Below are 22481 nucleotides of genomic sequence, written 5' to 3'. Positions count from 1 at the left end.
TGTACTCCTGGTAGTAAAAATGGCCAGCTTTTAACTACGCGGTGTATCGGCATGAGTGAGAAAGCTTTTCACCTCTTTACGCTCAAGCAACGGGTTGATAATCCCAACGCCAATACGTTGAAAATGCTCCGTTTGTCGATGAAGTTCGAGACCCTCAGGACAACGATAGGTTTCAATAATCACAAAGCGATCGCCGTCTTCCGTAGAACGGAAAAACTCATAGGTGATGTTTTCAGGCTCCTGACGCGAGGCCTGGGCAAGCAGTCTGAGCGCATCATTGACCTTGTCTCCCATTCCCTTACGAGAAAAATAATGTGCAATAACAAAAAGTTGTGAATTCTCCATGGTCGGACTCCCGGTGTTCTAACGGTGAAGGTCTATATCCCATAACGCGCTATCACTGCTCGAAACGGCTATCGCGCCGTGTAACAGCGCCGTTTGAGCATGTTCCTCGTTACAGACGAAGCCTGATGCCACTATTGGCGGCAACACATTACGGTCAGCCTGTGAGAGTAGCGGCAACATCTGCGCGGGCATCAGTTGCACGTAATCGGGTTCGCTTTGTTCTACGGCTTTCAGGCTGCGTAGCCAGGTAGAACGGTCGGTGACAAAGATTTTCTGCATCGTCACCAGTCCACACTTTTTCGCTCGCTGTACGGTTTGCAAACGCGTCGAGAGCAACCCCATCGCTCCTGTTTCGGCCACATAATCAATGCCGCCCTTATCCTGGGACAGCCCATTGCAGCTGTCGATATTCACGATGACGTACTTCCCCGCCTGCGACAGCAGTTCTATCACCGGATGGAGCTTAATCAGGTCAATATTGGCAATAATGCAGACTTCCGCCTTGCTGGACAGCGCGGTTTTCAATTGCTCAATACCGTAAATCGCCATAATGACGGGCTGGCGTGCCAGGAGCACGCCAAGATTTTTGATCATTACTGACCTGCCTGATGTGAAGGAAGATCGACGCTTAACCCCAGTTTGCCTGGGTTAAGAATGTTTTTCGGATCCAGCGCGTATTTGATATCCGCCAGAACGGAAAGCGATTCGCCTAAAGAAGCCTGCATATAGGGCGAACGCAGGAGACCAACACCATGATGGTGGCTAAGGGAGGTGTTGTGCTTAATTAGCACCGCATTCGCTGCATCCCATGCCGCACGATACCAGGCCGCACGTTGCTCAATCGCCACATCACCGCGCAATGAGAAATAGAGGCATGCGCCGTCGATGTAGGCGTGAGACTGATGCGCCGAACCGGCCAGCGTGCCGGGTACGGCGTTAATAGCGGCCACCACATCATCATACACGTCGCTAAGATCGCGCCAACGTCCCACCATTTCCAGCGTATCCGCCACCAGACCCGGGCTCTTTTTAAAGCCTTCAGCACTTTTTCCGGTCAGATATCGGGTGTCCAGCCAGCGTTCAAAAATAGCCTCGCCGTCGAGTTGTTGTCCGCCGCGTTGGCACATACGTTCGCTGATAGCCATTACTGCATCGACAATCTCAGGCTCCCCCTCATCCGCAATCAACAGGACATTGGTCTCTGGCAGACCAAACTGCACGCCGCTTTCCAGGTTATCGTACAAACGCAGTGCCGCCGGATTCGCCCCATGCTGTAAGATTTCGCGACATGCCTCCAGTCCACTGGCGAAGCTGGAAAAACCCCAGGCGATGGCGCGGCCATAATCCGGCAGGCGATGAAGCTTCAAACGCACACGGACAATCACACCCAATGTGCCTTCAGAACCAATAAACATCTGCTGTAGATCAGGCCCCGTTGCGCTACGCGCATAGCCACCCACGGTGATTAAGCGGCCATCGGCAAGGACGACATCCATCCCATAGACCATATCTTCAATTTTGCCGTAGCGGGTCGACAGCTGTCCCGCGCCACGACAGGCCACCCAACCGCCCACGGTACTGATACCAAACGATGATGGCCAGTGGCCCATCGTCATGCCGTACTCTTTTTGGATAGTTTGTTCAAAAATGTCGCCGAACATGCCGGCTTCAACGTCAACAATCTGGCTTTGTGGATCGAAGTCGATAAGTTTGTTGAGTTCGCAAACGTCCAGCACAATGCCTCCCCGCAACGGCAATGCGGCACCAGTGACGTTACTGCGCCCGGCGGAAACCGTGACCGGGATTGCCAACGCATTCGCCAGACGCATCACATCCTGAATTTGTTCTACCGTAGAGACACGTACAATCGCCCCTTTTGACGTGGCCGGTGCGCCCTGGGTTTCCGCAATCATCGAACCGGCCCACCAGTCGCGGGTCCAGGTAATCACATCAGATTCCGATGTCAGCACCTCATCTGCAATAACCCGCAGTCGATCAAACGTCGCTTCGCTCATCGCCACCGGATCAATCTGCATCCCTTTCGCGCCACCGCTGCTTTTGATATCCGTCGCCCATGCCGGGCGCGTGTGTGCACCTACAGTATAATTTCCACGGTTATAACCGCGTTTAATCGCTTCTTTACTGATCATTCGGATGTCCCCATAAGTGTTGATTTTTCATGTTTAATTGCCGCCTGATAGCTGGCTACCTGCCGGGCCACCTGTTCAGGCTGAAGCTTGAGCTCTTGTTGCAGAATTTCCCCCACGCGTTGCGCAGCATTCGCTGACGCATCACGAGCCATCAGACGGGCACGAATTCGGCGCGATAACACATCATCAATGGTGCTGGCGAGTTCATGGCGCACGGCATACACCACTTCAGCTTCGGTATAGGGAAGCCCTTCCACAATTGGCTTTGCCAGTAAGGGATTGGACTGGATAAGGTCACTGACAAAATGCGCTTCAGTCCCGTAGCGCTCCCCCAGGTGCGCAGACAAACCGCCCGATGCCAGAATCGCCTGCGGGTCATAGCCCGCCGCCCCCAGCAACCAGGCGGTTTTAGTTGAGCAGGCTTTTTTACGACCGAGTATTTTGCTGGCGGCATCGATGGTCTCTTCTGCCATATGACGTGATGTCGTCAGCTTGCCGCCGACAATCGTAATCAGACCATCTGCCGCAACTGTGATTTCATGATTACGTTTCATTTCAACGGTCTTGCCTCCCGCCGTCCCCACCAGAGGGCGGCAACCGGCGATACTACCCACCACGTCTTCCGGGCGGAGATCGGTTTTCAATGCCGAATTCGCACCTTCCAGCAGAAAGTCCAATTCAGCGCGATTGCAGTGAACATCATTGAGATCGCCCTGATAATCCTCATCCGTGGTCCCCAAATAGGAAACGTTGCCCCAACGGGTGATCGTCGCGCGGCGGCTGCGCCCGGCAACCGGGATCGTCACCGTGCAATCATTGCGGATCTTCATCCACGGAATAGCAACATGTACCCCCTTGGCAGGACGGATATTCAGCGGTGATGCGTCACCTTTTTTCAGCCCATTCCAGTCACGCAGCCAGACGCCCGTCGCCATGATGGCAACCCGCGCGTTGACCTGAATTTCTCTGCCATCGGCACAGACGATGGCCCCATTCACTTTGCCGTGCTGGTCGCGCGTGGTTTCGATGACTTCCGCATGGTTGGTCACCACCGCGCCATGAAACGCCGCCGTGCGCACCAATGCCAACGTAAGTCGGGCATCGTCGACACGGGCATCGAAATACATAAAACCACCGGATAGCTGTTCTTCTTTGAGCGTCGGGCAATGCGACAGCACTTCCGCAGGGGTAAGTTTTTGGTGAAGGATGCCTTCCCGCCATCCTCCCGCAAGGTCGTAGGTCCAGAGCAGGCTTTCAAATGCAGCAGACATCCGCTTGTCGAATACGCCATTTTTATCGAGTACCGGGAATAAAAAGGGTAACCGTTGCACCAGATGACGGGCATTCCTCCGCATACGCTGGCGTTCGAGTAAAGAGTGGCGAACCAGCCCCAGATTCCCTTGTTCGATATAGCGCAGACCGCCGTGTACCATTTTCGATGACTTTGATGACGTGCCTGAGGCAAAGTCACTTTTCTCAATCAGCGCCACCCGGTAGCCACGCAGACTGGCATCCAACGCCGCGTAGGCTCCGGTTACACCACCACCGACAATCAGAATGTCGTAGGTGTCGCTTTCCAATCGATCCAGTTGTTCAGCGCGCTGAAGACGTAATGGCTCTGCACCGTACATCTCACTACAGGTTTTGTTGGGCTTTCGCGAAGGGAAAAACTTCATGAGTAAGTGTGCTCCTGATTAGCTGAGGTGAGGCTGTCGGCGGCTTCCATTTCGAGTGCAATACGCATCGCCCAGCGGTTAATTTTTTGTTCGCGAAGGTCATGACTGATTTTCGGCTCAAATAGCCGCGCGGTTTTTAGCATGGCGCAGGCATCCGGCAGCGAGTCCCACAGCAGCCCATCGGCACCAGCCAAAAACGCAACGCCACGTAAGCTTGCCCGCGCCGTTTCGGCCATTCGCCGCACGGGAATACCGCTAAGATCGGCCTGGATTTGCAATAACGTATCGCTATTGGATAACCCTCCCCCGACTACCAACTCTTTTGTGGGGATCCCGGTTGCCGCTTCATTTGCGCGAATACAGGCCGCGACCGAATGCGCAATCCCTTCCAGAATCGCGTAGGCCACCTGCGAGCGCGTGGTCGAGATTGAGATACCGTTCAGGGACGCACGGGCATGAGGCTGGAGATGGGGTACGCGTAGCCCCGTTAGCGCCGGAATAAAACTCACGCCACCCGCGTCGCTAGCCTGCGCGGCCAGTTCGCTGATCTGTTCGGGTGAGTCAAACCAATGCAGTTTTTCGCACACCCAGTTGAGCGCCGAACCGGTAGTGGGGACAAAGGTTTCGACAGAGAAATGCGAAAGCCCTTTTTGGCGGCGCGCCGTCATGGTGAGCGTACTTTCACAGCCCTTTTGCAAGGTTGGTACCGTTGGCCCCATCATTAAATCAACAAAGCTGCCAGTGCCATGCATACAAAAAGCCTGTCCTCGCTCGGTACACCCCAGCCCAATAGCCCCTGCAAACTGATCCCCTGCGCAGGCCAGGATCGGCACGCTTATCCCCAGAATATCTTCATGAGTGGTGCCGAAGTCATCGGCATCATCATGTAATTCAGGCAGCAATGACGCCGGGAAGCCCAGAGTCTGTAGCCATGGCAAATGATAGTGATGCTCTTTGAGGCAATACGCGCCAGCGGAGGTGGCATTTGTCGGTGTGGTGACACTTTTTTTCTCCTGCGCCAAATGCCAAAGCAACCAGCTATCAACGGTACCAAAGACCAGCGTTCCAGCCTGATACGCCTTCGCCACCGCAGGCGTATTGGCAAGATGGTGCGACGCCCAAAGATAAGGAGAGCGTATCCCAACCGGTCGCCCAATCCGCGGCAGCAGTTTTGCATCCCATTCAGGGGCTAACTGGGCCAGTTCATCCGTGAAACGCGCATCCTGCCATACCATCGCCGGAGTTAATGCCTTACCCGTTTGCGCATCCCACAGCACTGCCGTTGAGCGTTGGGTCGCAATCGCCAGCGCCACAATGCGCATCTTGTTGCATTGCGCGTTAGCTATCGCTTTGCGACAAACCTCAATAGTGGCCTGCAAGACCTCATCAGCATCTTGTTCCACCACACCATGACGCAGACTGCTGACCTGAAGCGGCTGGTATTCCAGGCAGTGAACCTGGCTATTTTGTGCAACAACTGCCGCACGGGTCCCCGATGTACCTTCATCGATAGCCAGAATGACATCTTCGTATTCACTCATTTCGTACTCCTGTTTGATTCTGGGGTCATCGACTCTGGATAAGGTGAATGGGGTGATTCGAACTGCGGCGCACCTGGCTCGTTATCCGGCTGAATAGTGGTGCGAGTGGGGTCCCACGGAATAACAAAACAGATAATGCTCGCAAACAGCGGCACGGCAGACATGATCAGGAAGGTCGTTTGCAGGCCATACAAATCACGGAATACCGGGAAAATAAACAGCCCGAGCGCCGCACCTATTGCCCCGAGCGCACCGACCACGCCGTTCGCGCCAGCCCGCAGTTCACTGCGAAAAGAGAGTGACGACAGGCTTTTCCCGTTTGCACCAGGTCCGCCAGAGTGGCAAAGAATAAACAGAGCAGGGACCAGCAAAGAGGCCCAAAGTGGCATAGTGTCACTGAACAGACCCAGCGTGAGTAGCACGAGGAAGGCCACGGCAAAACCGATCGCCGAGGAGCGGCGCAATCCCAGACGGCGGCCAATCGCGGGAGATAAGAAACCGCCGACGATACCGAAAACGTTAAAAAATAGTGAACATAAGGTTGCGTAAACAAAATTTTTACCAAACATCGCAGCACTAATAACCGGTAAATACCAGCCCACACCGAAATATTGGATTGACTGACAGATTTGAACGGTCGAAGCCAGAATCGTACGTGGTAAATAGACGCCACGGAATATTAACAGCACATTTCTTGCGCCTTTTTCAGCCTGACCAATAACGGGTTTCTGTTCTGCTTTCGGCGCCAGAATAAACTGTTCACCATATATTTTATTCATGGCAACGATAGCTTCAGGTAATCGGGATTTCCTTGCCAGCCAAACCGGGCTTTCCACTAAATAACGGAACTGGAAAAACAGAACGATGATTCCACATAACGCCGTTACAGCAATGGAATAACGCCAGATGGCATCACCTACGTCCCATGAGTAAAACATCAGCGCTAATACCAAATTTAAACAAACGGCAACATACCAGACACCCTGCCAGGTATTTAGACGGCTTTTGAGTTTCACAGGCGTGAACTCTGCCAGCATGGCCATTGCTACAGCAAAGTCCATCCCGTAAGAGACGCCAACAAAGAAGCGACCCACGATTATCGTGCTAAAACTGGAGGATGACATCACCAACAAAGCACCAATCACCGCCATTATTTTGGCAATGATCAGCGGTGGCACACGACCCCAGCGATCGGCTATCCAGCCGCCAATCGGGTTAAATAATATGGCGACCCAGGATGAAAATGAGGTAAGTAGTGCAACTTCGGTCGCAGTAAGATTTAAATTGCGGGTCATTGGGTTTAATCCAGCACTGAGAGCTGAATTTGAAAAAGCATCAAGAAAAAGGCCGCCTAGTGCCAACCACCAAATAACGCCAGCTCTGCCACTGATTTTTCCCCTGGCATCGATGCAATTAATGACATCATCTACACCGCGGATTTTTATCGGATTTGAGAATGAACATGCGGACATGGCTTTCCCCTTCATAATATTCGGAAGAAGGTCGCCATTAGCTAAAAAAATGCAATAAGAGACCATCTTAATTTCACAGATAGTCTCTTATCTAAAATCTGTATTTTTCCACTCTAGAAGGTAACCCAAAGCGTGTCAAAGCGACTTTTAGTCTCATCGTTGATTCTGTGACATGTAGCCCAAATGTTAATGAATCATTACAAAACGAGGTCGCCATGAACCATTTTTCTGTTCTCAGCGGGTGGGATACCACTGTGACTGTACGTAGCCGCCTGATTTGCGCTGAACGTTCGCCGTTCTCCCTGTACGACGCTATTGCAATATCCATCCAAAATAGGCGTTGAATACCAAGTTCGCTTTTATCCTAAATTTTACCGCTCACAACAAAAACCTTAAAATTCATAAATATACACCAACATACATTTGATCGTGATTATTTAAAGCACTAATTTTTCGTTATGTTGATCACATTCGCATCAAAAGAATAGTGATCTTAAAATAGGTTTTAAATATTGTGGTCAGGCCGCTAGACCACAATAAGAGGATATATCATGAAAAGAAAAACAATGGGATGGCTTATCGTTTTTCTTCTTTTTATAGTTTACATGCTTAACTATATGGATCGTTCAGCATTGTCGATCACCGCTCCACTCATCGAAAAGGAATTAGGATTCAATGCTGCTGAGATGGGTATGATATTCAGCGCATTCTTTGTTGGTTATGCACTGTTTAACTTTATCGGTGGCTGGGCCAGTGACCGATTTGGTCCCAAAACAGTATTTCTGGTCGCCGCGTTACTCTGGTCAGTATTTTGTGGGATGACCAGTCTGGTTACTGGCTTATGGACTATGCTGGCTGTCCGCGTATTATTCGGCATGGCTGAAGGGCCGGTCAGTGCTGCAGGTAATAAAATTATCAATAACTGGATTTCGCGTAAAGAATCTGCCACTGCCATCGGTATTTTCAGCGCTGGCTCGCCGTTGGGTGGCGCAATTTCCGGTCCGGTAGTTGGCCTGCTGGCTCTTTCATTAGGCTGGCGTCCGGCGTTCGGTATTATTTTCCTGTTTGGTTTAGCCTGGGTATTACTTTGGTATTTCATTGCCAGTGATAAACCCTCAAAAAGTAAACACCTCGCCCCGGAAGAACGTGTCGATTTTGAAAACCATGATGACATCATTTTAGCGGATGACGGTAAAGCGATGCCTTCTCTCGGCTACTACATGAAGCAGCCGATGGTGTGGGCAACGACGCTGGCCTTCTTTAGCTATAACTACATACTCTTTTTCTTCCTGACCTGGTTCCCAAGCTATCTGAACCACTCGCTACACCTTGATATTAAAGAAATCAGCATTGCAACGGTGATCCCCTGGGTGATTGGTGCAATCGGCATGGTATTGGGTGGCGTATGCTCTGACTTTATCTATCGGGTAACGGGCAATGCCCTGCTTTCTCGCCGTCTCATTCTCGGTGTTTGCCTGGCTGGAGCGGCAATCTGTGTGGCGGTTTCTGGAACAGTTACCACTATCGGCAGTGCCGTTGGATTGATGTCAGTCTCGTTATTCCTGTTGTATTTAACTGGACCTATTTATTGGGCAGTTATTCAGGATGTCGTACACAAAGATAAAGTGGGTAGCGTCGGTGGCGCCATGCATGGGCTGGCAAATATCTCCGGAATCATTGGCCCTCTGGTCACCGGATTTATTGTTCAGTTCAGCGGTAAATATGATTACGCATTCTATCTGGCTGGTGCTATTGCGATTGTTTCCAGCTGTCTGGTATTCGTATTTGTCAAAAATAAAGGATTAAAAACAAATGAAAGTCAAAGCTGTCTACATCAATAAACCTGGTGAAATTGAAACCCGTTGGGTTGATTACCCAGAAAAGAAAGATAATGAAGTATTAATAAAAGTTGATGCTGCTGGAATATGTGGCTCTGATATAGGTGCATTTCGCGGCACTAATCCCCTGGTGACCTATCCACGTATTATTGGACATGAAGTCACTGGTATTGTTATTAAACAAGGCAATGGCATGCCAGCAAATATTAAGGAAGGTGACCGCGTTATTGTTGATCCTTATATTTATTGTGGCCATTGCTACCCCTGTTCAGTGGGGAGGACAAATTGCTGTGAAAACCTGAAGGTAATTGGCGTACATATTGATGGTGCGATGCAGGAGGTGGTAGCTCACCCCGCGCATTTGATTCACAAAATCCCGGATGACGTCGCCACTGAGATGGCTCCGTTGGCTGAACCACTGACTATCGCACTGCATGCGCTACATCGCGCCAAACTGACGGCCGGGGAGCATATCGCCATTATTGGAGCCGGTGCGATTGGTCTGATGGCAGCATTGAGCGCATTGCGCTACGGTGCGACGCCAATTCTGATCGATATCGTGGACGAACGACTTCAGTACGCAAAATCGCTGGGTGTGCCTTACGTCATCAATCCGTCGAACACTCAGGTTGTTGAGGCGATAAAAGATATCACACAGGGGACGATGGCACAGGTTGTCGTCGAAGCATCTGGTGCCAACAGTGCAATTCGCGAAACGCTGGATCTTGCTTCGTTTGCGGGTCGTATTGCTTTCACCGGCTGGCCAAAACAGGAGACATCGTTACCCACTAACCTGATCACGTTTAAAGAGTTGGATCTGCGCGGATCACGTACCAGTGCTGGCGAATTCGAAGAAGCGTTACAGATGCTGGCTACGCTGAACATTAATCCTGCGGATGTCGTCAGCAAGGTGGTGAATATTGATGATGTGCCTGACGCCGTGAAGGAACTCGATCAATACCCGGAACGCTATCTGAAGATCAATGTGACCTTTCATTAATTTTTCCAGGAGATAAAGCGATGGAACAAACCTGGCGTTGGTATGGCCCGAATGATCCCGTGTCGTTGTCCGATGTTCGTCAAGCCGGTGCAACGGGTGTGGTAACTGCGCTGCACCATATTCCAAACGGTGAAGTCTGGTCCGTAGAAGAAATTCTCAAACGCAAAGCGATCGTGGAAAAAGCCGGTCTGGTCTGGTCGGTCGTGGAAAGCGTGCCGATCCATGAAGACATCAAGACCCACACGGGCCAGTACGATCTGTGGATCAAGAATTACCAGCAGACGCTGCGTAATCTCGCCCAATGCGGCATCTTTACCGTGTGCTACAACTTCATGCCGGTTCTGGACTGGACCCGTACCGACCTGGAATATGTGCTACCCGACGGTTCAAAGGCTCTGCGCTTTGACCAGATTGAGTTTGCCGCCTTTGAACTGCATATCCTCAAGCGTCCCGGTGCGGAAGCGGACTACAGCGCAGAGGAAATTGCACAGGCGCACCAGCGTTTTGTGAATATGAGCGAAGAGGACAAAGCTCGGCTGACGCGAAATATCATTGCAGGTCTGCCAGGTGCTGAGGAAGGCTATACGCTGGACCAATTCCGTAGCCACCTTGCAACCTATAAAGATATCGACAAAGCGGCCTTACGGGAAAATTTCGCCTGGTTCCTGAAAGCCATTATTCCGGTAGCGGAAGAAGTGGGTGTACGTATGGCGGTTCATCCGGACGATCCACCGCGCCCAATTCTTGGCCTGCCGCGCATCGTTTCTACTGTAGAAGATATGCAGTGGATGGTGGATACCGTAAACAGTACAGCCAACGGTTTTACGATGTGTACAGGCTCTTACGGCGTACGCGCAGACAACGATCTGGTTGATATGATCAAACAGTTCGGCCCACGGATTTACTTTACGCACCTGCGTTCCACACAACGTGAAGAGAATCCCAAAACCTTCCATGAGGCGGCACATCTCTCCGGGGATGTCGATATGTACAGCGTAGTGAAAGCGATAGTCGAAGAAGAACAGCGACGTAAAGCTGAAGGCAACGCCTCACTTATCCCCATGCGACCAGACCATGGTCATCAAATGCTTGATGATCTGAAAAAGAAAACCAACCCAGGGTATTCCGCTATTGGTCGCCTTAAGGGCCTGGCTGAAGTACGCGGCGTTGAACTGGCTATCCAACGCGCCTTCTTCAATCAGTAACCACATTGCCGCATGGTATCCCTGCCATGCGGTTTTTCACTTTCAGTCAGGACCGGTCTTTGATAGCGCATTATCAAAGAAGATCATCAATGACAGGAGTTTGTCATGGACAAGAATCTCGCCACCGCCCAGATTTCCACCCCACGACCACGCTGGGATCGTTCACGCCTCGTTTCGCGCATCGTACATCTTGGTTGCGGCGCTTTTCACCGCGCTCATCAGGCGCTCTATACACATCATTTGCTGGAAAGCAGTGACAGCGACTGGGGTATCTGTGAGGTCAACCTGATGCCCGGAAACGATGCCACACTGATTCAAAACCTGAAGGCGCAGGATCTGCTGTACACCGTTGCCGAGCGCGGAGCACAAACGACAGAGCTTAAAATCATTGGCGCGATGAAAGAAGCGCTGCATCCTGAATTTGACGGCTGTGAAGCCATTATCCACGCAATGGCACGTCCCGAAACGGCCATCGTTTCGCTGACCATCACCGAAAAAGGATATTGCACAGATGCCGCCAGCGGCGAGCTGGATCTGAATCATCCGTTTATCCAGCACGACATTGCTCACCCACAGTCCCCCAAATCAGCAATGGGTTATATCGTCGAAGCCCTCGCGCTACGCCGTCAGCAGGGATTGAAGGCTTTTACTGTGCTGTCCTGCGATAACGTACGAGAAAATGGCCACGTCGCAAAAACCGCTGTCCTGGGTTTAGCCGCCGAGCGCGATCCGCAACTGGCTGAGTGGATTGCCGAACAGGCAACGTTCCCATGCACGATGGTAGACCGCATCGTTCCGGCAGCGACAGAAGAGACGTTAGCGCAAATCGCAGAACAGCTTGGGGTAGATGATCCCTGTGCCATTGCCTGTGAGCCGTTCCGTCAGTGGGTGATTGAAGATAACTTTGTCAATGGACGCCCGGACTGGGATCGCGTGGGCGTACAGTTTGTAGCAGATGTGGTGCCATTTGAGATGATGAAGTTACGCATGCTCAACGGCAGCCACTCTTTCCTGGCCTACCTTGGTTATCTGGGCGGTTATGAAACGATTGCCGATACGATGACCAACCCGGCGTATCGCAACGCTGCGCGTGCTTTGATGCTCAATGAACAAGCGCCGACACTGTCGATGCCGGAAGGAACAGACCTTGCGGCTTATGCAGAGCTGCTGATTGCGCGCTTTACTAATCCATCACTGAAGCACCGAACCTGGCAAATTGCGATGGATGGCAGCCAGAAACTACCACAACGCTTGCTGGACCCCATTCGACTCCATCTGAAAAAAGGCGAAGATGCCCGCCATCTGATGTTGGGAGTCGCCGGTTGGATGCGCTACATCAGCGGTGTGGATGAACAAGGTCATCCGATTGAGGTGATAGATCCGCTGTCAGCACAGTATCAGGCTATTTATCAACAGTATCCATCAATAGAAGAACGTGTCCGGGCGCTGTTAGCAATTGACACTATCTTTGGGCGAGACCTTTGCGAGAACACAGACTTTATCGAACGCGTAACCGCTGCCTGTCAGCAATTGCACAGCGTAGGCGCACGTGCAGCGGTAGCCGCTCTGAGCCAATAGCGTGGTGTTATTAAAGACCCACGATCTGTCTGACATAGGCCAGATGTTCCAGCGATTTTTGGTAAGCACCGTCAGCATCAGCCTGGCGGATCGCATCCACAATCGCTTTATGCTGTGTATTCATGCTGGTTAATACATCCCGATTGCCGGAACGTTTGTCCAGTCCGGCATACGGGATGTTAACGCGCTGTTCCCACAGCATTCGCGACATATCAAGCAGTACGCGGTTCTGGCTGGCTTCTGATACTGTTAGATGGAATTGCTTATCGAGGGAATAAAAACCATGCACATTGTTTTCGCTAATGGCCTTTTCCATGCTGAGATGCAGTGCTTCAAGCTGGCTAATTAGATCTTCTTTCCCGGCCTGAGCAGCAAGACGCGCACAATGGCTGTCGACCAACTCACGCGAATAGAGGATTTCTTCAATCGTATAATCACTGGTGGAATGCTTTTTATCAGCAACAATCACACCATTACCTGACTGGATGGTGATCCATCCGGAAATCTCCAGCACAATCAGTGCTTCTCTGAGCGATGCGCGACTTACACCGAGTTGCTTCGCCAGCTCACGTTCGGGTGGTAAGAAGCTTCCCGGCGGAAAAATACCATCATTGATGAGCTTAATGATGAGATTGGCTATCTTTTGATAGAGCCGCTCCTGTTTTACCTCAGGAATAACCATGTGTCTCCCGTTCTCTTATCTGTGCGATTTTTAACTGATTTATCATATCATTCCTGGAGTTAAGAAACGCACGTCAGAGTCAGTTCATGTATCACACATCACTATGATATCTTTTCTTATTGTGTGCAGACAGAGTCTTTCACTTATTCAGACATCAAATCCTGTGCACATGCCCAGGCGCTCGACCACGCCCACTGGAAGTTATACCCACCCAACCAGCCGGTGACATCCATCACTTCACCAATAAAGTACAGCCCTGGCACTTTGCGGGCTTCCATCGTGCGTGAAGACAGTTCGTTGGTATCCACGCCTCCCAGCGTGACTTCCGCTGTGCGATACCCTTCGGTACCGTTCGGCTGCACCCGCCATTCGGTCAGCGTTTCGACCAGCGATTGCTGATCGCGCACGTTAAGTTGTTTCAGCGTCACATCCGGGATTTGCCCTAATTGCTGCAGGCATTCCACCAGACGTTTCGGCAACTGCATCGCTAACGTGTTCTTTAAGCTCTGATTTGGATGTGCGCTTCGTTGTTCATCGAGGAAGCTCGCAAGGTCAACATCCGGCAACAAATTAATGCTGACAAATTCGCCGGGCTGCCAAAAACTGGAAATTTGCAAAACGGCCGGGCCTGAAAGCCCACGGTGCGTAAAGAGCAGGTTTTCACGAAATACGGTGCCGTCTTCAGCGGTGATAACGGAAGGAACAGACACGCCTGAGAGTACCTGAAGCTGCTCCAACAGTGGCTTATGCAGCGTGAAAGGCACCAAACCGGCACGGGTCGGCAGAACCTTCAGACCAAACTGTTCGGCAATTTTATAACCAAACGGCGTTGCTCCCAGACCCGGCATGGAAAGCCCACCGGAGGCAATAACCAATTTCTTCGCACCGACCGTCATCCCGTTCAGTTCCAGAATGAAGCCATCATCATCCTGTGCGACGCTCAGGACTTCGCTACGTAAACGCATCGTAACGTTACCTTTTTCGCATTCGGCCACCAGCATATCGACGATTTGTTGGGCCGAATCATCGCAGAACAGCTGGCCGAGCGTTTTTTCATGCCAGGCAATGCCGTGTTTACCCACCAAATCGATAAAGTCCCACTGCGTATAGCGAGCCAGCGCCGATTTGCAAAAATGCGGGTTTTGACTCAAATATGCAGCCGGTTCCACATAAAGATTGGTAAAGTTACAGCGCCCTCCGCCGGACATGAGGATCTTACGTCCAGGCTTTTTACCATTATCAATCAGCAGTACTTGACTGCCTGCTTGCCCTGCCTGCGCGGCACAGAACATACCCGCTGCGCCAGCGCCTATAATAACGGTATCAAACCTTTCCACGTTGCGATCCTCTCTAAAAAGCGGGCGTGAATTGTAAAGATTCCTCAGTGGTCGCACCAGCACCAAACTATCAGTAATAGGTATTTACCTGAATTCTATAGGATAATTCTTTAGTGGTGTAAAACAAAGCAGGAGACAAATCAAAAAAACTCTATATTTCACTTTGCCCGCGCCGCCAAAGTCACTGATAATGCGCCGCGTTCATGTCCTCAAAATGGCGTAACGTCCTATGCTACATTTGTTTGCTGGCCTGGATTTACATACCGGGCTTTTATTATTGCTTGCTCTGGCTTTTGTGCTGTTCTACGAAGCAATTAACGGCTTCCACGATACAGCCAATGCTGTCGCAACCGTGATCTATACCCGTGCAATGCGTTCGCAATTGGCGGTGGTCATGGCTGCGTTGTTCAACTTCTTTGGTGTTTTGCTGGGTGGTCTCAGCGTAGCTTATGCCATCGTGCATATGCTACCAACGGATCTGCTGCTCAACATGGGTTCTTCACATGGCCTCGCCATGGTGTTCTCCATGCTACTGGCGGCAATTATCTGGAACCTCGGTACCTGGTACTTTGGTCTGCCTGCATCCAGCTCCCACACGCTGATTGGCGCGATCATTGGTATTGGTTTAACCAATGCGTTGATGAACGGGACTTCAGTGGTGGATGCACTTAACATCCCGAAAGTGCTCAATATTTTCGGTTCGCTGATCATTTCCCCTATTGTCGGTCTGGTGTTCGCTGGCGGTCTGATCTTCTTGCTGCGTCGTTACTGGAACGGCACCAAGAAGCGGGCACGTATTCACCTGACACCAGCAGAGCGTGAAAAGAAAGACGGTAAGAAAAAGCCGCCGTTCTGGACGCGTATCGCGCTGATCCTCTCCGCTATCGGTGTGGCGTTTTCTCATGGCGCTAACGATGGGCAGAAAGGTATTGGTCTGGTAATGCTGGTACTGATTGGCGTAGCGCCTGCAGGCTTCGTGGTGAATATGAATGCTTCTGGTTACGAAATTACGCGTACCCGTGATGCTATCAATAACGTCGAAACCTACTTCCAGCAGCGTCCTGATCTGCTCAAACAGGCGACCGGCGTTGATCAGTTGGTTCCGTCTCCGACGGAAACGGCGACAAGAACACCGGCAGAGTTCCATTGTCACCCGGCAAATACCATCAACGCGCTTGAGCGTGCAAAAGGTATGCTGGCGAACCTGGAAACCTACGACAAGTTAAGCGTTGAGCAGCGTAGCCAGCTGCGTCGCATTATGCTGTGCATCTCTGATACCACCGATAAAGTCGTGAAACTGCCTGGCGTAAGCAGCGACGATCAGCGACTGCTGAAGAAACTGAAAACCGACATGCTGAGCACCATTGAGTACGCACCCGTCTGGATTATCATGGCTGTTGCTCTGGCTCTGGGCTGCGGTACGATGATTGGCTGGCGTCGCGTGGCGACCACTATTGGTGAGAAAATCGGTAAGAAAGGCATGACCTATGCTCAGGGGATGTCGGCACAGATGACTGCCGCAGTCTCTATCGGTCTCGCCAGTTTCACCGGTATGCCTGTTTCCACCACTCACGTTCTCTCCTCTTCTGTTGCAGGGACGATGGTTGTTGACGGTGGCGGTTTGCAGCGTAAAACGGTAACCAGCATTCTGATGGCCTGGGTCTTCACCCTGCCAGCAGCGATTATCCTTTCCGGGGTGCTGTACTGGCTCTCCCTGAAGCTAATCTAAGTGCATGCACAGTAAAAAAGCGGGCCAGGAAACTGACCCGCTTTTTTTATATCTGTCGTAGAAATCAGTGCCAGATAATCAGCGCGACCATACTGATTAACACCAGCCCACATAACGCGCTGGTAAGGATGAACTGACCGCGAACCCGCTCACAGCGGCGAATAAACTCATCGTCATGATGATCACGGTAACGCTGAGCGTAGATATACCACACCAGACGCATCTGCTTGTTAGGTTGCCCATGCGAGGTAAAAAAGCCGCCCCCATCGACATACTGGTAAAGTAATGGATCGCAACCACGAAGTACCACTAACAGTGCGCGTAGCGAAGAAAAATAACGCGCCATATTAACAATGCAAACGACACATAAAGCCCAGAATAACGCAATGGTGCTTATCATATCTCCTCCCCGGCGACCCGCCCACGGAACGCCTTTCCGGGACTACCGCTCCCCGATACCCTGCCAAACCATTCAGTGAAGAGTACAACCGAAACCGCTCGTGTTAGTGTCACGCATCCGAGCGCCTCTCTAAATAGTGTAGGAGATTAGTTAATTTTTTTGCCAGAAGGTTAATCACTATCAATGCAATTAACTAAAAAATTTGTTTAACTACTTGGCAAGCAAGGCGGATTGACGGATTATCCCGGTCGCTATAATGTAAGGATAGTCCTTAAAAGGTACGTTTTTACGACTGGGCTAGCCCCGCGCATAAAGTTCGCAGGACGCGGATGACGCGGCGGCAAATGAACGCCAGCAGGCTAGTCATCGACAACTTATGGAAGGAGTAACACTATGGCTTATAAACACATTCTTATCGCGGTTGATCTTTCTCCAGAAAGCAAAGTTCTGGTTGAAAAAGCGGTCTCTATGGCACGGCCTTACAATGCGAAAGTCTCCCTTATCCACGTTGACGTAAACTATTCCGACCTGTACACCGGGCTAATCGACGTGAATCTGGGCGACATGCAGAAACGCATTTCTGAAGAAACCCACCACGCGTTAACCGAGCTGTCCACCAACGCAGGCTACCCTATCACCGAAACCCTGAGCGGTAGCGGCGACCTGGGTCAGGTTCTGGTTGATGCCATCAAAAAATACGACATGGATCTGGTCGTTTGTGGTCATCACCAGGATTTCTGGAGCAAACTGATGTCCTCCGCGCGTCAACTGATCAACACTGTTCACGTCGACATGTTGATTGTTCCGCTGCGTGACGACGAAGAAGCATAAAACGCTGGCCGTCGGGAGATAACCCGGCGCGCTGCAAGTCGTTAAGCCTGTAAACGCCCGCCTGCGCGGGCGTTTTTGTTTTTATCATTCAGACACAATTAGTACATCAATCCAACAAATAAATCATAATTAGTGTGATCAACTAATTGGATCGAAAACTATCTCTATAATAATCTACCCTTACGGCTAATCGCCGCAGTCTATAACAAAATAAGACTTTTTCGGCGCGTTTAAGCATACGCGTTCATACTTTTCGGGATGGCTTTGAAAGGCGAAGGAATATGAATACTACTGCACCTACGGGCTTGCTGCAGCAACCTCGTCTGTTCTTCATGATCTTCTTTGTGGAATTATGGGAACGATTTGGCTATTACGGCGTTCAGGGCATCCTGGCGGTATTTTTTGTTAAGCAACTCGGATTTTCTCAGGAACAGGCATTTGTCACCTTTGGCGCGTTTGCGGCATTGGTATACGGCCTGATATCCATCGGCGGCTACGTCGGCGACCATCTCTTAGGGACCAAACGCACGCTGGTACTCGGCGCCATTGTGCTGGCGATCGGCTACTTCATGACCGGGATGTCACTGCTTAAGCCCGACCTGATTTTTATTGCTTTGGGTACTATTGCCGTCGGTAACGGGCTGTTTAAAGCCAACCCGGCAAGCCTGCTGTCAAAATGCTATCCGCCGAAAGACGCCCGTCTGGACGGTGCTTTCACCCTGTTTTATATGTCGATTAACATCGGTTCGCTGTTGTCACTGTCACTGGCGCCGGTGATTGCCGATAAGTTTGGCTACGCAGTGACCTACAACCTGTGCGGAGCCGGGCTTATCGTTGCACTACTGGTCTACTTTGCCTGTCGTGGCATGGTGAAGAATATCGGTTCAGAGCCGGACCATAAGCCGCTGAATTTCCGTAACCTGCTCTATGTGCTGGCCGGTACGGTTGTGATGGTCTTTATCTGCGCCTGGCTGATGCACAATGTACAGGTTGCCAACCTGGTGCTGATCGTCCTGCCGATTGCCGTGACTATCATCTTCTTCCGCCAGGCCTTCAAACTGGATAAAACCGGGCGCAACAAGATGTTCGTGGCCTTTATCCTGATGCTGGAAGCGGTGGTGTTCTACGTGCTGTACGCGCAGATGCCAACTTCGCTGAACTTCTTTGCTATCAATAACGTGCACCATGAAATTCTTGGTTTCGCCATCAACCCGGTAAGCTTCCAGGCGCTGAACCCGTTCTGGGTGGTACTGGCGAGTCCGGTGCTGGCCGCTATCTATACCCGTCTGGGAAACAAAGGCAAAGACCTGACCATGCCGATGAAGTTTACGCTTGGCATGTTCCTGTGCTCACTAGGCTTCCTGACTGCCGCCGCAGCCGGGATGTGGTTTGCCGATGCTCAGGGGCTGACGTCGCCGTGGTTTATCGTGCTGGTGTATCTGTTCCAGAGCCTGGGTGAACTGCTGATTAGCGCCCTGGGGCTGGCTATGGTCGCCGCGCTGGTGCCACAACACCTGATGGGCTTTATTCTTGGGATGTGGTTCCTGACGCAGGCAGCAGCCTTCCTGATGGGGGGTTACGTCGCAACGTTTACCGCAGTACCGGAAAACATTACCGACCCACTCCAGACGCTACCTATTTATACTAACGTGTTCAGTAAGATAGGCCTGGTGACCCTGGCGGTAACGGTTGTAATGGCGATTATGGTGCCATGGCTGAACCGCATGATTAATACACCGAGCACCGAGCAATAACCTTCAGTGCCGGATGGCGGCTATTACCTTATCCGGCCTACATTCAATATGCCCGATCGCCTTGCGCTATCGGGCATTTTAACTCGCTATCCTTTGCGAGCATCAATCCACTCCTGTACTTCCACCACGAAGGTGTCCGGCGCTTTGCGGTACATTTTGCGCGCCAAGTCCAGAATCGTATGCTGGCCAAGCGCTTCTTCCATGCGCTGCTGCGCCATGTCCATGACCGAGCGCACACCGCAAATACCTTCACAAGCCCACTGGGGCGGATGCTCCTCAAAAACGGCTAAACGCTGGCGAATTTCACGACATTCAAAAATACGCTTATCGCCATCTATGGCATTGACCACATCCAGCACGGTGATGTCTTCCGCGGGTTTGGCCAACTGGAACCCGCCGCCCTTACCCTCGATACTGCGCACCAGACCTGCTTTCGACAGACGGGTGAAGATTTTTGCCAGATAGTCATACGGCACGCTTTGTAGTTCGGCAATTTCCCGCACGCTCATATCCCGCGCGTCGCCTTTGCTATCGACCATACACATCAGGCTATGGATGCCGTACTCAACCCCGGAACTGTAAAATGCCATTTTTTATCTCAGCCAAAATGAATCTGAGTTTATTGTAGCTTTTTCATCTAAGGCATTCCAGATAACAGAGCAACCCCGCATGAACATAAAAATATAAATAGATATTTATCAAACAGATAATAAAACACCCTGGCGTAATACTGAAAAAAGGATCAGGATCGCATTGCAATCCTTAACTGCGACAAATAAAATCCGAGTAAATGATTCGTAGTCACCAGTGAGAAAAAACCAATGCATAAACAAATTCTAATCGTGGGCGCCGGCTTTGCCGGTATGTGGGCAGCACTAAGCGCCGCGCGACTGGCGGACAAACACCAGCAGACCATTGATATTACGGTGATTGCGCCACAGCCAGAGCTGCGTGTCCGCCCGCGCTTTTATGAAAGCGCCGTGCAAACCCTGGTCGCACCACTGCAACCGCTGTTTGACGTTACTGGCGTCAACTTCCTGCAAGGTCACGTCGAGCAGATCCTCCCGGCCTCTAAAGAAGTCAGTTGGAAAGATGCCAACGGTGATATTCATCTACGCCGCTACGACCGCCTGGTACTCGCCAGCGGCAGTCACGTAAACCGCGACGCCGTTGCCGGTGCTGCAGAACACGCCTTCGACCTCGACCAGCTCGAAAGTGCCGCCGTACTGGAACAACACATTAAGGATCTGGCGCAGCAGCCAGAGAGCGAGGCTCGTAATACTGTGGTAGTCTGCGGCGGCGGCTTTACCGGGATTGAGATGGCGCTGGAATTACCGGGCCGTCTGCGCGAGATTTTGGGTGCCAATGCTAAGACCAGAGTTGTCGTAGTTGAACGCGGTGCACAGCCGGGCGCACGCTGGAGTCAGGAGCTGCGGGATGTCATCGCACAGGCATCAGCCGAACTGGGCGTTGAATGGCGGGTGAATACGGAAGTAGAGTGCGTGGATGCGTCCGGCGTAACGCTGAAAAATGGGCAGACCATCGCCTCACAGACCGTTATCTGGACGGTTGGCGTGCAGGCAAACGGGCTAACGGCGCAAATTGACGCACCGCGCGATCGTCAGGGCCGCCTGCATGTGGACGCAAACCTTCAGGTCATCGGCCATGATGATATCTATGCCACCGGCGATGTGGCTTACGCCGCCACCGATGACAAAGGTAATCACGCGCTAATGACCTGCCAGCACGCTATTTTACTGGGCAAATTTGCCGGTAACAACGCCGCCGCCAGCTTGCTGAACGTTGCGCCATTGCCGTATCGTCAGGAAAACTACGTCACCTGTCTGGATCTTGGCGCATGGGGCGCGGTATATACCGAAGGGTGGGATCAGCAGGTGAAACTGACGCGTGAAGACGCGAAGAAGCTGAAGGTATCAATTGTCAGTGAGTTGATATATCCACCGAAGGCTGACAAGGCCGTGGCGTTTGAGATTGCCGATCCGCTGGCTCCATTCGTGTAGTCGAATCGCCGGATGCAGCTAACGCCTTATCCGGCCTGGAAACCACACTCGGCCGTAGGCCTGATAAGCGTAGCGCCATCAGGCGATTCAGCGCACCAAGCCAGATACAGCCAGCACGCTACGCCGTCCCGGCGTAAATATCAAAGCGATGCCCTTTGGTAACTACCGCGTTCGGCGTGGCGACATCCGCCAGCGGCGGCGCGTAGTCCGGGCGCTTCACTACCACACGTTTAGTCGCCAGCTGACGTGCTGGTGCCAACAAACCATCGGCATCTAAGTCTGGCCCCACCAACGACTGAAACACGCGCATCTCTTTTTTCACCAGCGCGCTTTTCTGCTTATGTGGGAACATCGGGTCGAGATACACCACCTGCGGGCGCGGCGTGATATCGGTCAACGCCGTCAGACTGGACGCATGGATCAGTTGTAATCGCTCCTGCAGCCACAGCCCGATTTCCGGATCTGCATAACCACGGGCCAGGCCATCGTCGAGCAGCGCCGCCACCACCGGATTACGTTCCAGCATCCGTACATGGCAGCCAACGGAGGCCAGCACAAACGCATCACGCCCCAGTCCTGCGGTAGCATCGACCACGTCCGGCAGATAATCGCCTTTAATGCCGACAGCCTTCGCCACCGCTTCACCGCGGCCACCGCCAAATTTGCGCCGATGGGCCATGGCACCGCCCACGAAATCGACGAAGATACCGCCGAGCTTAGGTTCATCGCGTTTGCGCAGTTCCAGATGCTCCGCTGTCATCACCAGCGCCATCAGGTTATCTTCATCGTGTTCTAACCCCCAGCGGGCAGCAAGAACAGATAAGGCGCCGTCTCCGGCGCCTGTTTCATCAATTAAGCAGATTTTCAATTCCGCTTTACCCTAAATAATTCGAGTTGCATCAAGACAACAAGTGAAGGAATC

General features: G+C 51.8%; 19 protein-coding genes. 8 read left to right on the top strand and 11 right to left on the bottom strand.

Features of this window, described 5'->3' with window-relative positions; translation table 11 throughout:
• Nucleotides 1-30 precede the first annotated feature (30 nt).
• From HV041_RS21475 to HV041_RS21450, 6 genes are read right to left on the bottom strand one after another with little or no spacing between them, the layout of a single operon-like run.
• Nucleotides 31-345, bottom strand: coding sequence for a putative quinol monooxygenase (locus HV041_RS21475; RefSeq protein ID WP_048213613.1), 315 nt, complete (start codon nucleotides 343-345; stop codon nucleotides 31-33).
• Nucleotides 346-363: 18 nt separating this feature from the next.
• A complete protein-coding gene (locus HV041_RS21470; protein ID WP_048213614.1) occupies nucleotides 364-939 on the bottom strand; it encodes a glycerol-3-phosphate responsive antiterminator in 576 nt (191 codons plus the stop codon).
• Nucleotides 939-2495, bottom strand: a complete 1557-nt coding sequence (locus tag HV041_RS21465) for an FAD-binding oxidoreductase (protein ID WP_121585172.1) — start codon at nucleotides 2493-2495, stop codon at nucleotides 939-941. The genes HV041_RS21470 and HV041_RS21465 overlap by 1 nt, the downstream gene beginning before the upstream one ends.
• On the bottom strand, nucleotides 2492-4171 hold the full coding sequence (locus tag HV041_RS21460) for a glycerol-3-phosphate dehydrogenase/oxidase (RefSeq protein ID WP_048213616.1): 1680 nt from the start codon (nucleotides 4169-4171) through the stop codon (nucleotides 2492-2494). Before HV041_RS21460 ends, HV041_RS21465 begins: the two co-directional genes overlap by 4 nt.
• Nucleotides 4168-5712, bottom strand: coding sequence for an FGGY family carbohydrate kinase (locus HV041_RS21455; RefSeq protein WP_048213617.1), 1545 nt, complete (start codon nucleotides 5710-5712; stop codon nucleotides 4168-4170). Before HV041_RS21455 ends, HV041_RS21460 begins: the two co-directional genes overlap by 4 nt.
• On the bottom strand, nucleotides 5709-7184 hold the full coding sequence (locus HV041_RS21450) for an MFS transporter (RefSeq protein WP_101743158.1): 1476 nt from the start codon (nucleotides 7182-7184) through the stop codon (nucleotides 5709-5711). Before HV041_RS21450 ends, HV041_RS21455 begins: the two co-directional genes overlap by 4 nt.
• Before the next feature lie 551 nt (nucleotides 7185-7735).
• Between HV041_RS21450 and HV041_RS21445 the strand changes: the two genes are divergently transcribed.
• From HV041_RS21445 to HV041_RS21430, 4 genes are all read left to right on the top strand, one after another.
• Nucleotides 7736-9025 carry an MFS transporter gene (locus HV041_RS21445; RefSeq protein ID WP_048213619.1) on the top strand — a complete coding sequence of 430 codons (1290 nt, stop codon included), beginning with the start codon at nucleotides 7736-7738 and terminating at the stop codon, nucleotides 9023-9025.
• Nucleotides 8997-10022 carry an alcohol dehydrogenase catalytic domain-containing protein gene (locus HV041_RS21440; RefSeq protein WP_101742790.1) on the top strand — a complete coding sequence of 342 codons (1026 nt, stop codon included), beginning with the start codon at nucleotides 8997-8999 and terminating at the stop codon, nucleotides 10020-10022. Before HV041_RS21445 ends, HV041_RS21440 begins: the two co-directional genes overlap by 29 nt.
• 20 nt (nucleotides 10023-10042) lie before the next feature.
• Complete coding sequence (gene uxuA / locus HV041_RS21435) at nucleotides 10043-11227, top strand: mannonate dehydratase (protein ID WP_048213621.1); 1185 nt, start codon at nucleotides 10043-10045, stop codon at nucleotides 11225-11227.
• Nucleotides 11228-11332: 105 nt separating this feature from the next.
• A complete protein-coding gene (locus HV041_RS21430) occupies nucleotides 11333-12805 on the top strand; it encodes a fructuronate reductase (RefSeq protein WP_048213622.1) in 1473 nt (490 codons plus the stop codon).
• Between the two features lie 10 nt (nucleotides 12806-12815).
• Here HV041_RS21430 and HV041_RS21425 read toward each other — a convergent pair whose 3' ends face one another.
• Together HV041_RS21425 and HV041_RS21420 are read right to left on the bottom strand one after the other, a co-directional pair.
• On the bottom strand, nucleotides 12816-13487 hold the full coding sequence (locus HV041_RS21425) for a FadR/GntR family transcriptional regulator (protein ID WP_048213623.1): 672 nt from the start codon (nucleotides 13485-13487) through the stop codon (nucleotides 12816-12818).
• Nucleotides 13488-13630: 143 nt separating this feature from the next.
• A complete protein-coding gene (locus tag HV041_RS21420; protein WP_115601338.1) occupies nucleotides 13631-14824 on the bottom strand; it encodes an NAD(P)/FAD-dependent oxidoreductase in 1194 nt (397 codons plus the stop codon).
• Nucleotides 14825-15053: 229 nt separating this feature from the next.
• On the opposite strand from HV041_RS21420, the gene pitA reads away from it, so the two are divergent.
• Nucleotides 15054-16553 (top strand): inorganic phosphate transporter PitA, encoded by a 1500-nt coding sequence (gene pitA / locus HV041_RS21415; RefSeq protein WP_182294265.1) that lies wholly within the window; start codon nucleotides 15054-15056, stop codon nucleotides 16551-16553.
• A gap of 64 nt (nucleotides 16554-16617) precedes the next feature.
• On the opposite strand, the gene uspB is transcribed toward pitA, so the two are convergent.
• Complete coding sequence (uspB, locus tag HV041_RS21410; protein ID WP_003023371.1) at nucleotides 16618-16953, bottom strand: universal stress protein UspB; 336 nt, start codon at nucleotides 16951-16953, stop codon at nucleotides 16618-16620.
• Nucleotides 16954-17346: 393 nt separating this feature from the next.
• Here uspB and uspA point away from each other — a divergent pair, with 393 nt between their 5' ends.
• Together uspA and dtpB are read left to right on the top strand one after the other, a co-directional pair.
• Complete coding sequence (uspA, locus tag HV041_RS21405; RefSeq protein WP_003023368.1) at nucleotides 17347-17784, top strand: universal stress protein UspA; 438 nt, start codon at nucleotides 17347-17349, stop codon at nucleotides 17782-17784.
• A 281-nt stretch (nucleotides 17785-18065) separates the two neighbouring features.
• Complete coding sequence (gene dtpB / locus HV041_RS21400) at nucleotides 18066-19538, top strand: dipeptide/tripeptide permease DtpB (protein WP_182294264.1); 1473 nt, start codon at nucleotides 18066-18068, stop codon at nucleotides 19536-19538.
• An 86-nt stretch (nucleotides 19539-19624) separates the two neighbouring features.
• On the opposite strand, the gene HV041_RS21395 is transcribed toward dtpB, so the two are convergent.
• The gene (locus HV041_RS21395; RefSeq protein WP_048213629.1) at nucleotides 19625-20128 is read right to left on the bottom strand and encodes an Rrf2 family transcriptional regulator; all 504 of its coding nucleotides are present in this window, start codon (nucleotides 20126-20128) and stop codon (nucleotides 19625-19627) included.
• Between the two features lie 231 nt (nucleotides 20129-20359).
• Here HV041_RS21395 and HV041_RS21390 point away from each other — a divergent pair, with 231 nt between their 5' ends.
• Nucleotides 20360-21559: an NAD(P)/FAD-dependent oxidoreductase gene (locus tag HV041_RS21390; RefSeq protein ID WP_121585176.1), complete on the top strand. Its 1200-nt coding sequence runs from the start codon at nucleotides 20360-20362 to the stop codon at nucleotides 21557-21559.
• 118 nt (nucleotides 21560-21677) lie between these two features.
• On the opposite strand, the gene rsmJ is transcribed toward HV041_RS21390, so the two are convergent.
• Complete coding sequence (rsmJ, locus tag HV041_RS21385; protein WP_121585177.1) at nucleotides 21678-22427, bottom strand: 16S rRNA (guanine(1516)-N(2))-methyltransferase RsmJ; 750 nt, start codon at nucleotides 22425-22427, stop codon at nucleotides 21678-21680.
• Nucleotides 22428-22481 lie beyond the last annotated feature (54 nt).

Source organism: Citrobacter sp. RHBSTW-00029 (assembly GCF_014104295.1).
GTDB lineage: Bacteria > Pseudomonadota > Gammaproteobacteria > Enterobacterales > Enterobacteriaceae > Citrobacter > Citrobacter youngae.
The sequence above is the reverse complement of the archived record's forward strand: the minus strand, read 5'-3'. Positions and strand labels throughout refer to the sequence as shown.

Bases quoted from the DNA above. Each gene is read 5' to 3' on its own strand.
- HV041_RS21475 (WP_048213613.1), bottom strand. From the start codon at position 345: ATGGAGAATTCACAACTTTTTGTTATTGCACATTATTTTTCTCGTAAG.
- HV041_RS21470 (WP_048213614.1), bottom strand. From the start codon at position 939: ATGATCAAAAATCTTGGCGTGCTCCTGGCACGCCAGCCCGTCATTATG.
- HV041_RS21465 (WP_121585172.1), bottom strand. From the start codon at position 2,495: ATGATCAGTAAAGAAGCGATTAAACGCGGTTATAACCGTGGAAATTAT.
- HV041_RS21460 (WP_048213616.1), bottom strand. From the start codon at position 4,171: ATGAAGTTTTTCCCTTCGCGAAAGCCCAACAAAACCTGTAGTGAGATG.
- HV041_RS21455 (WP_048213617.1), bottom strand. From the start codon at position 5,712: ATGAGTGAATACGAAGATGTCATTCTGGCTATCGATGAAGGTACATCG.
- HV041_RS21450 (WP_101743158.1), bottom strand. From the start codon at position 7,184: ATGTCCGCATGTTCATTCTCAAATCCGATAAAAATCCGCGGTGTAGAT.
- HV041_RS21445 (WP_048213619.1), top strand. From the start codon at position 7,736: ATGAAAAGAAAAACAATGGGATGGCTTATCGTTTTTCTTCTTTTTATA.
- HV041_RS21440 (WP_101742790.1), top strand. From the start codon at position 8,997: ATGAAAGTCAAAGCTGTCTACATCAATAAACCTGGTGAAATTGAAACC.
- uxuA (WP_048213621.1), top strand. From the start codon at position 10,043: ATGGAACAAACCTGGCGTTGGTATGGCCCGAATGATCCCGTGTCGTTG.
- HV041_RS21430 (WP_048213622.1), top strand. From the start codon at position 11,333: ATGGACAAGAATCTCGCCACCGCCCAGATTTCCACCCCACGACCACGC.
- HV041_RS21425 (WP_048213623.1), bottom strand. From the start codon at position 13,487: ATGGTTATTCCTGAGGTAAAACAGGAGCGGCTCTATCAAAAGATAGCC.
- pitA (WP_182294265.1), top strand. From the start codon at position 15,054: ATGCTACATTTGTTTGCTGGCCTGGATTTACATACCGGGCTTTTATTA.
- uspB (WP_003023371.1), bottom strand. From the start codon at position 16,953: ATGATAAGCACCATTGCGTTATTCTGGGCTTTATGTGTCGTTTGCATT.
- uspA (WP_003023368.1), top strand. From the start codon at position 17,347: ATGGCTTATAAACACATTCTTATCGCGGTTGATCTTTCTCCAGAAAGC.
- dtpB (WP_182294264.1), top strand. From the start codon at position 18,066: ATGAATACTACTGCACCTACGGGCTTGCTGCAGCAACCTCGTCTGTTC.
- HV041_RS21395 (WP_048213629.1), bottom strand. From the start codon at position 20,128: ATGGCATTTTACAGTTCCGGGGTTGAGTACGGCATCCATAGCCTGATG.
- HV041_RS21390 (WP_121585176.1), top strand. From the start codon at position 20,360: ATGCATAAACAAATTCTAATCGTGGGCGCCGGCTTTGCCGGTATGTGG.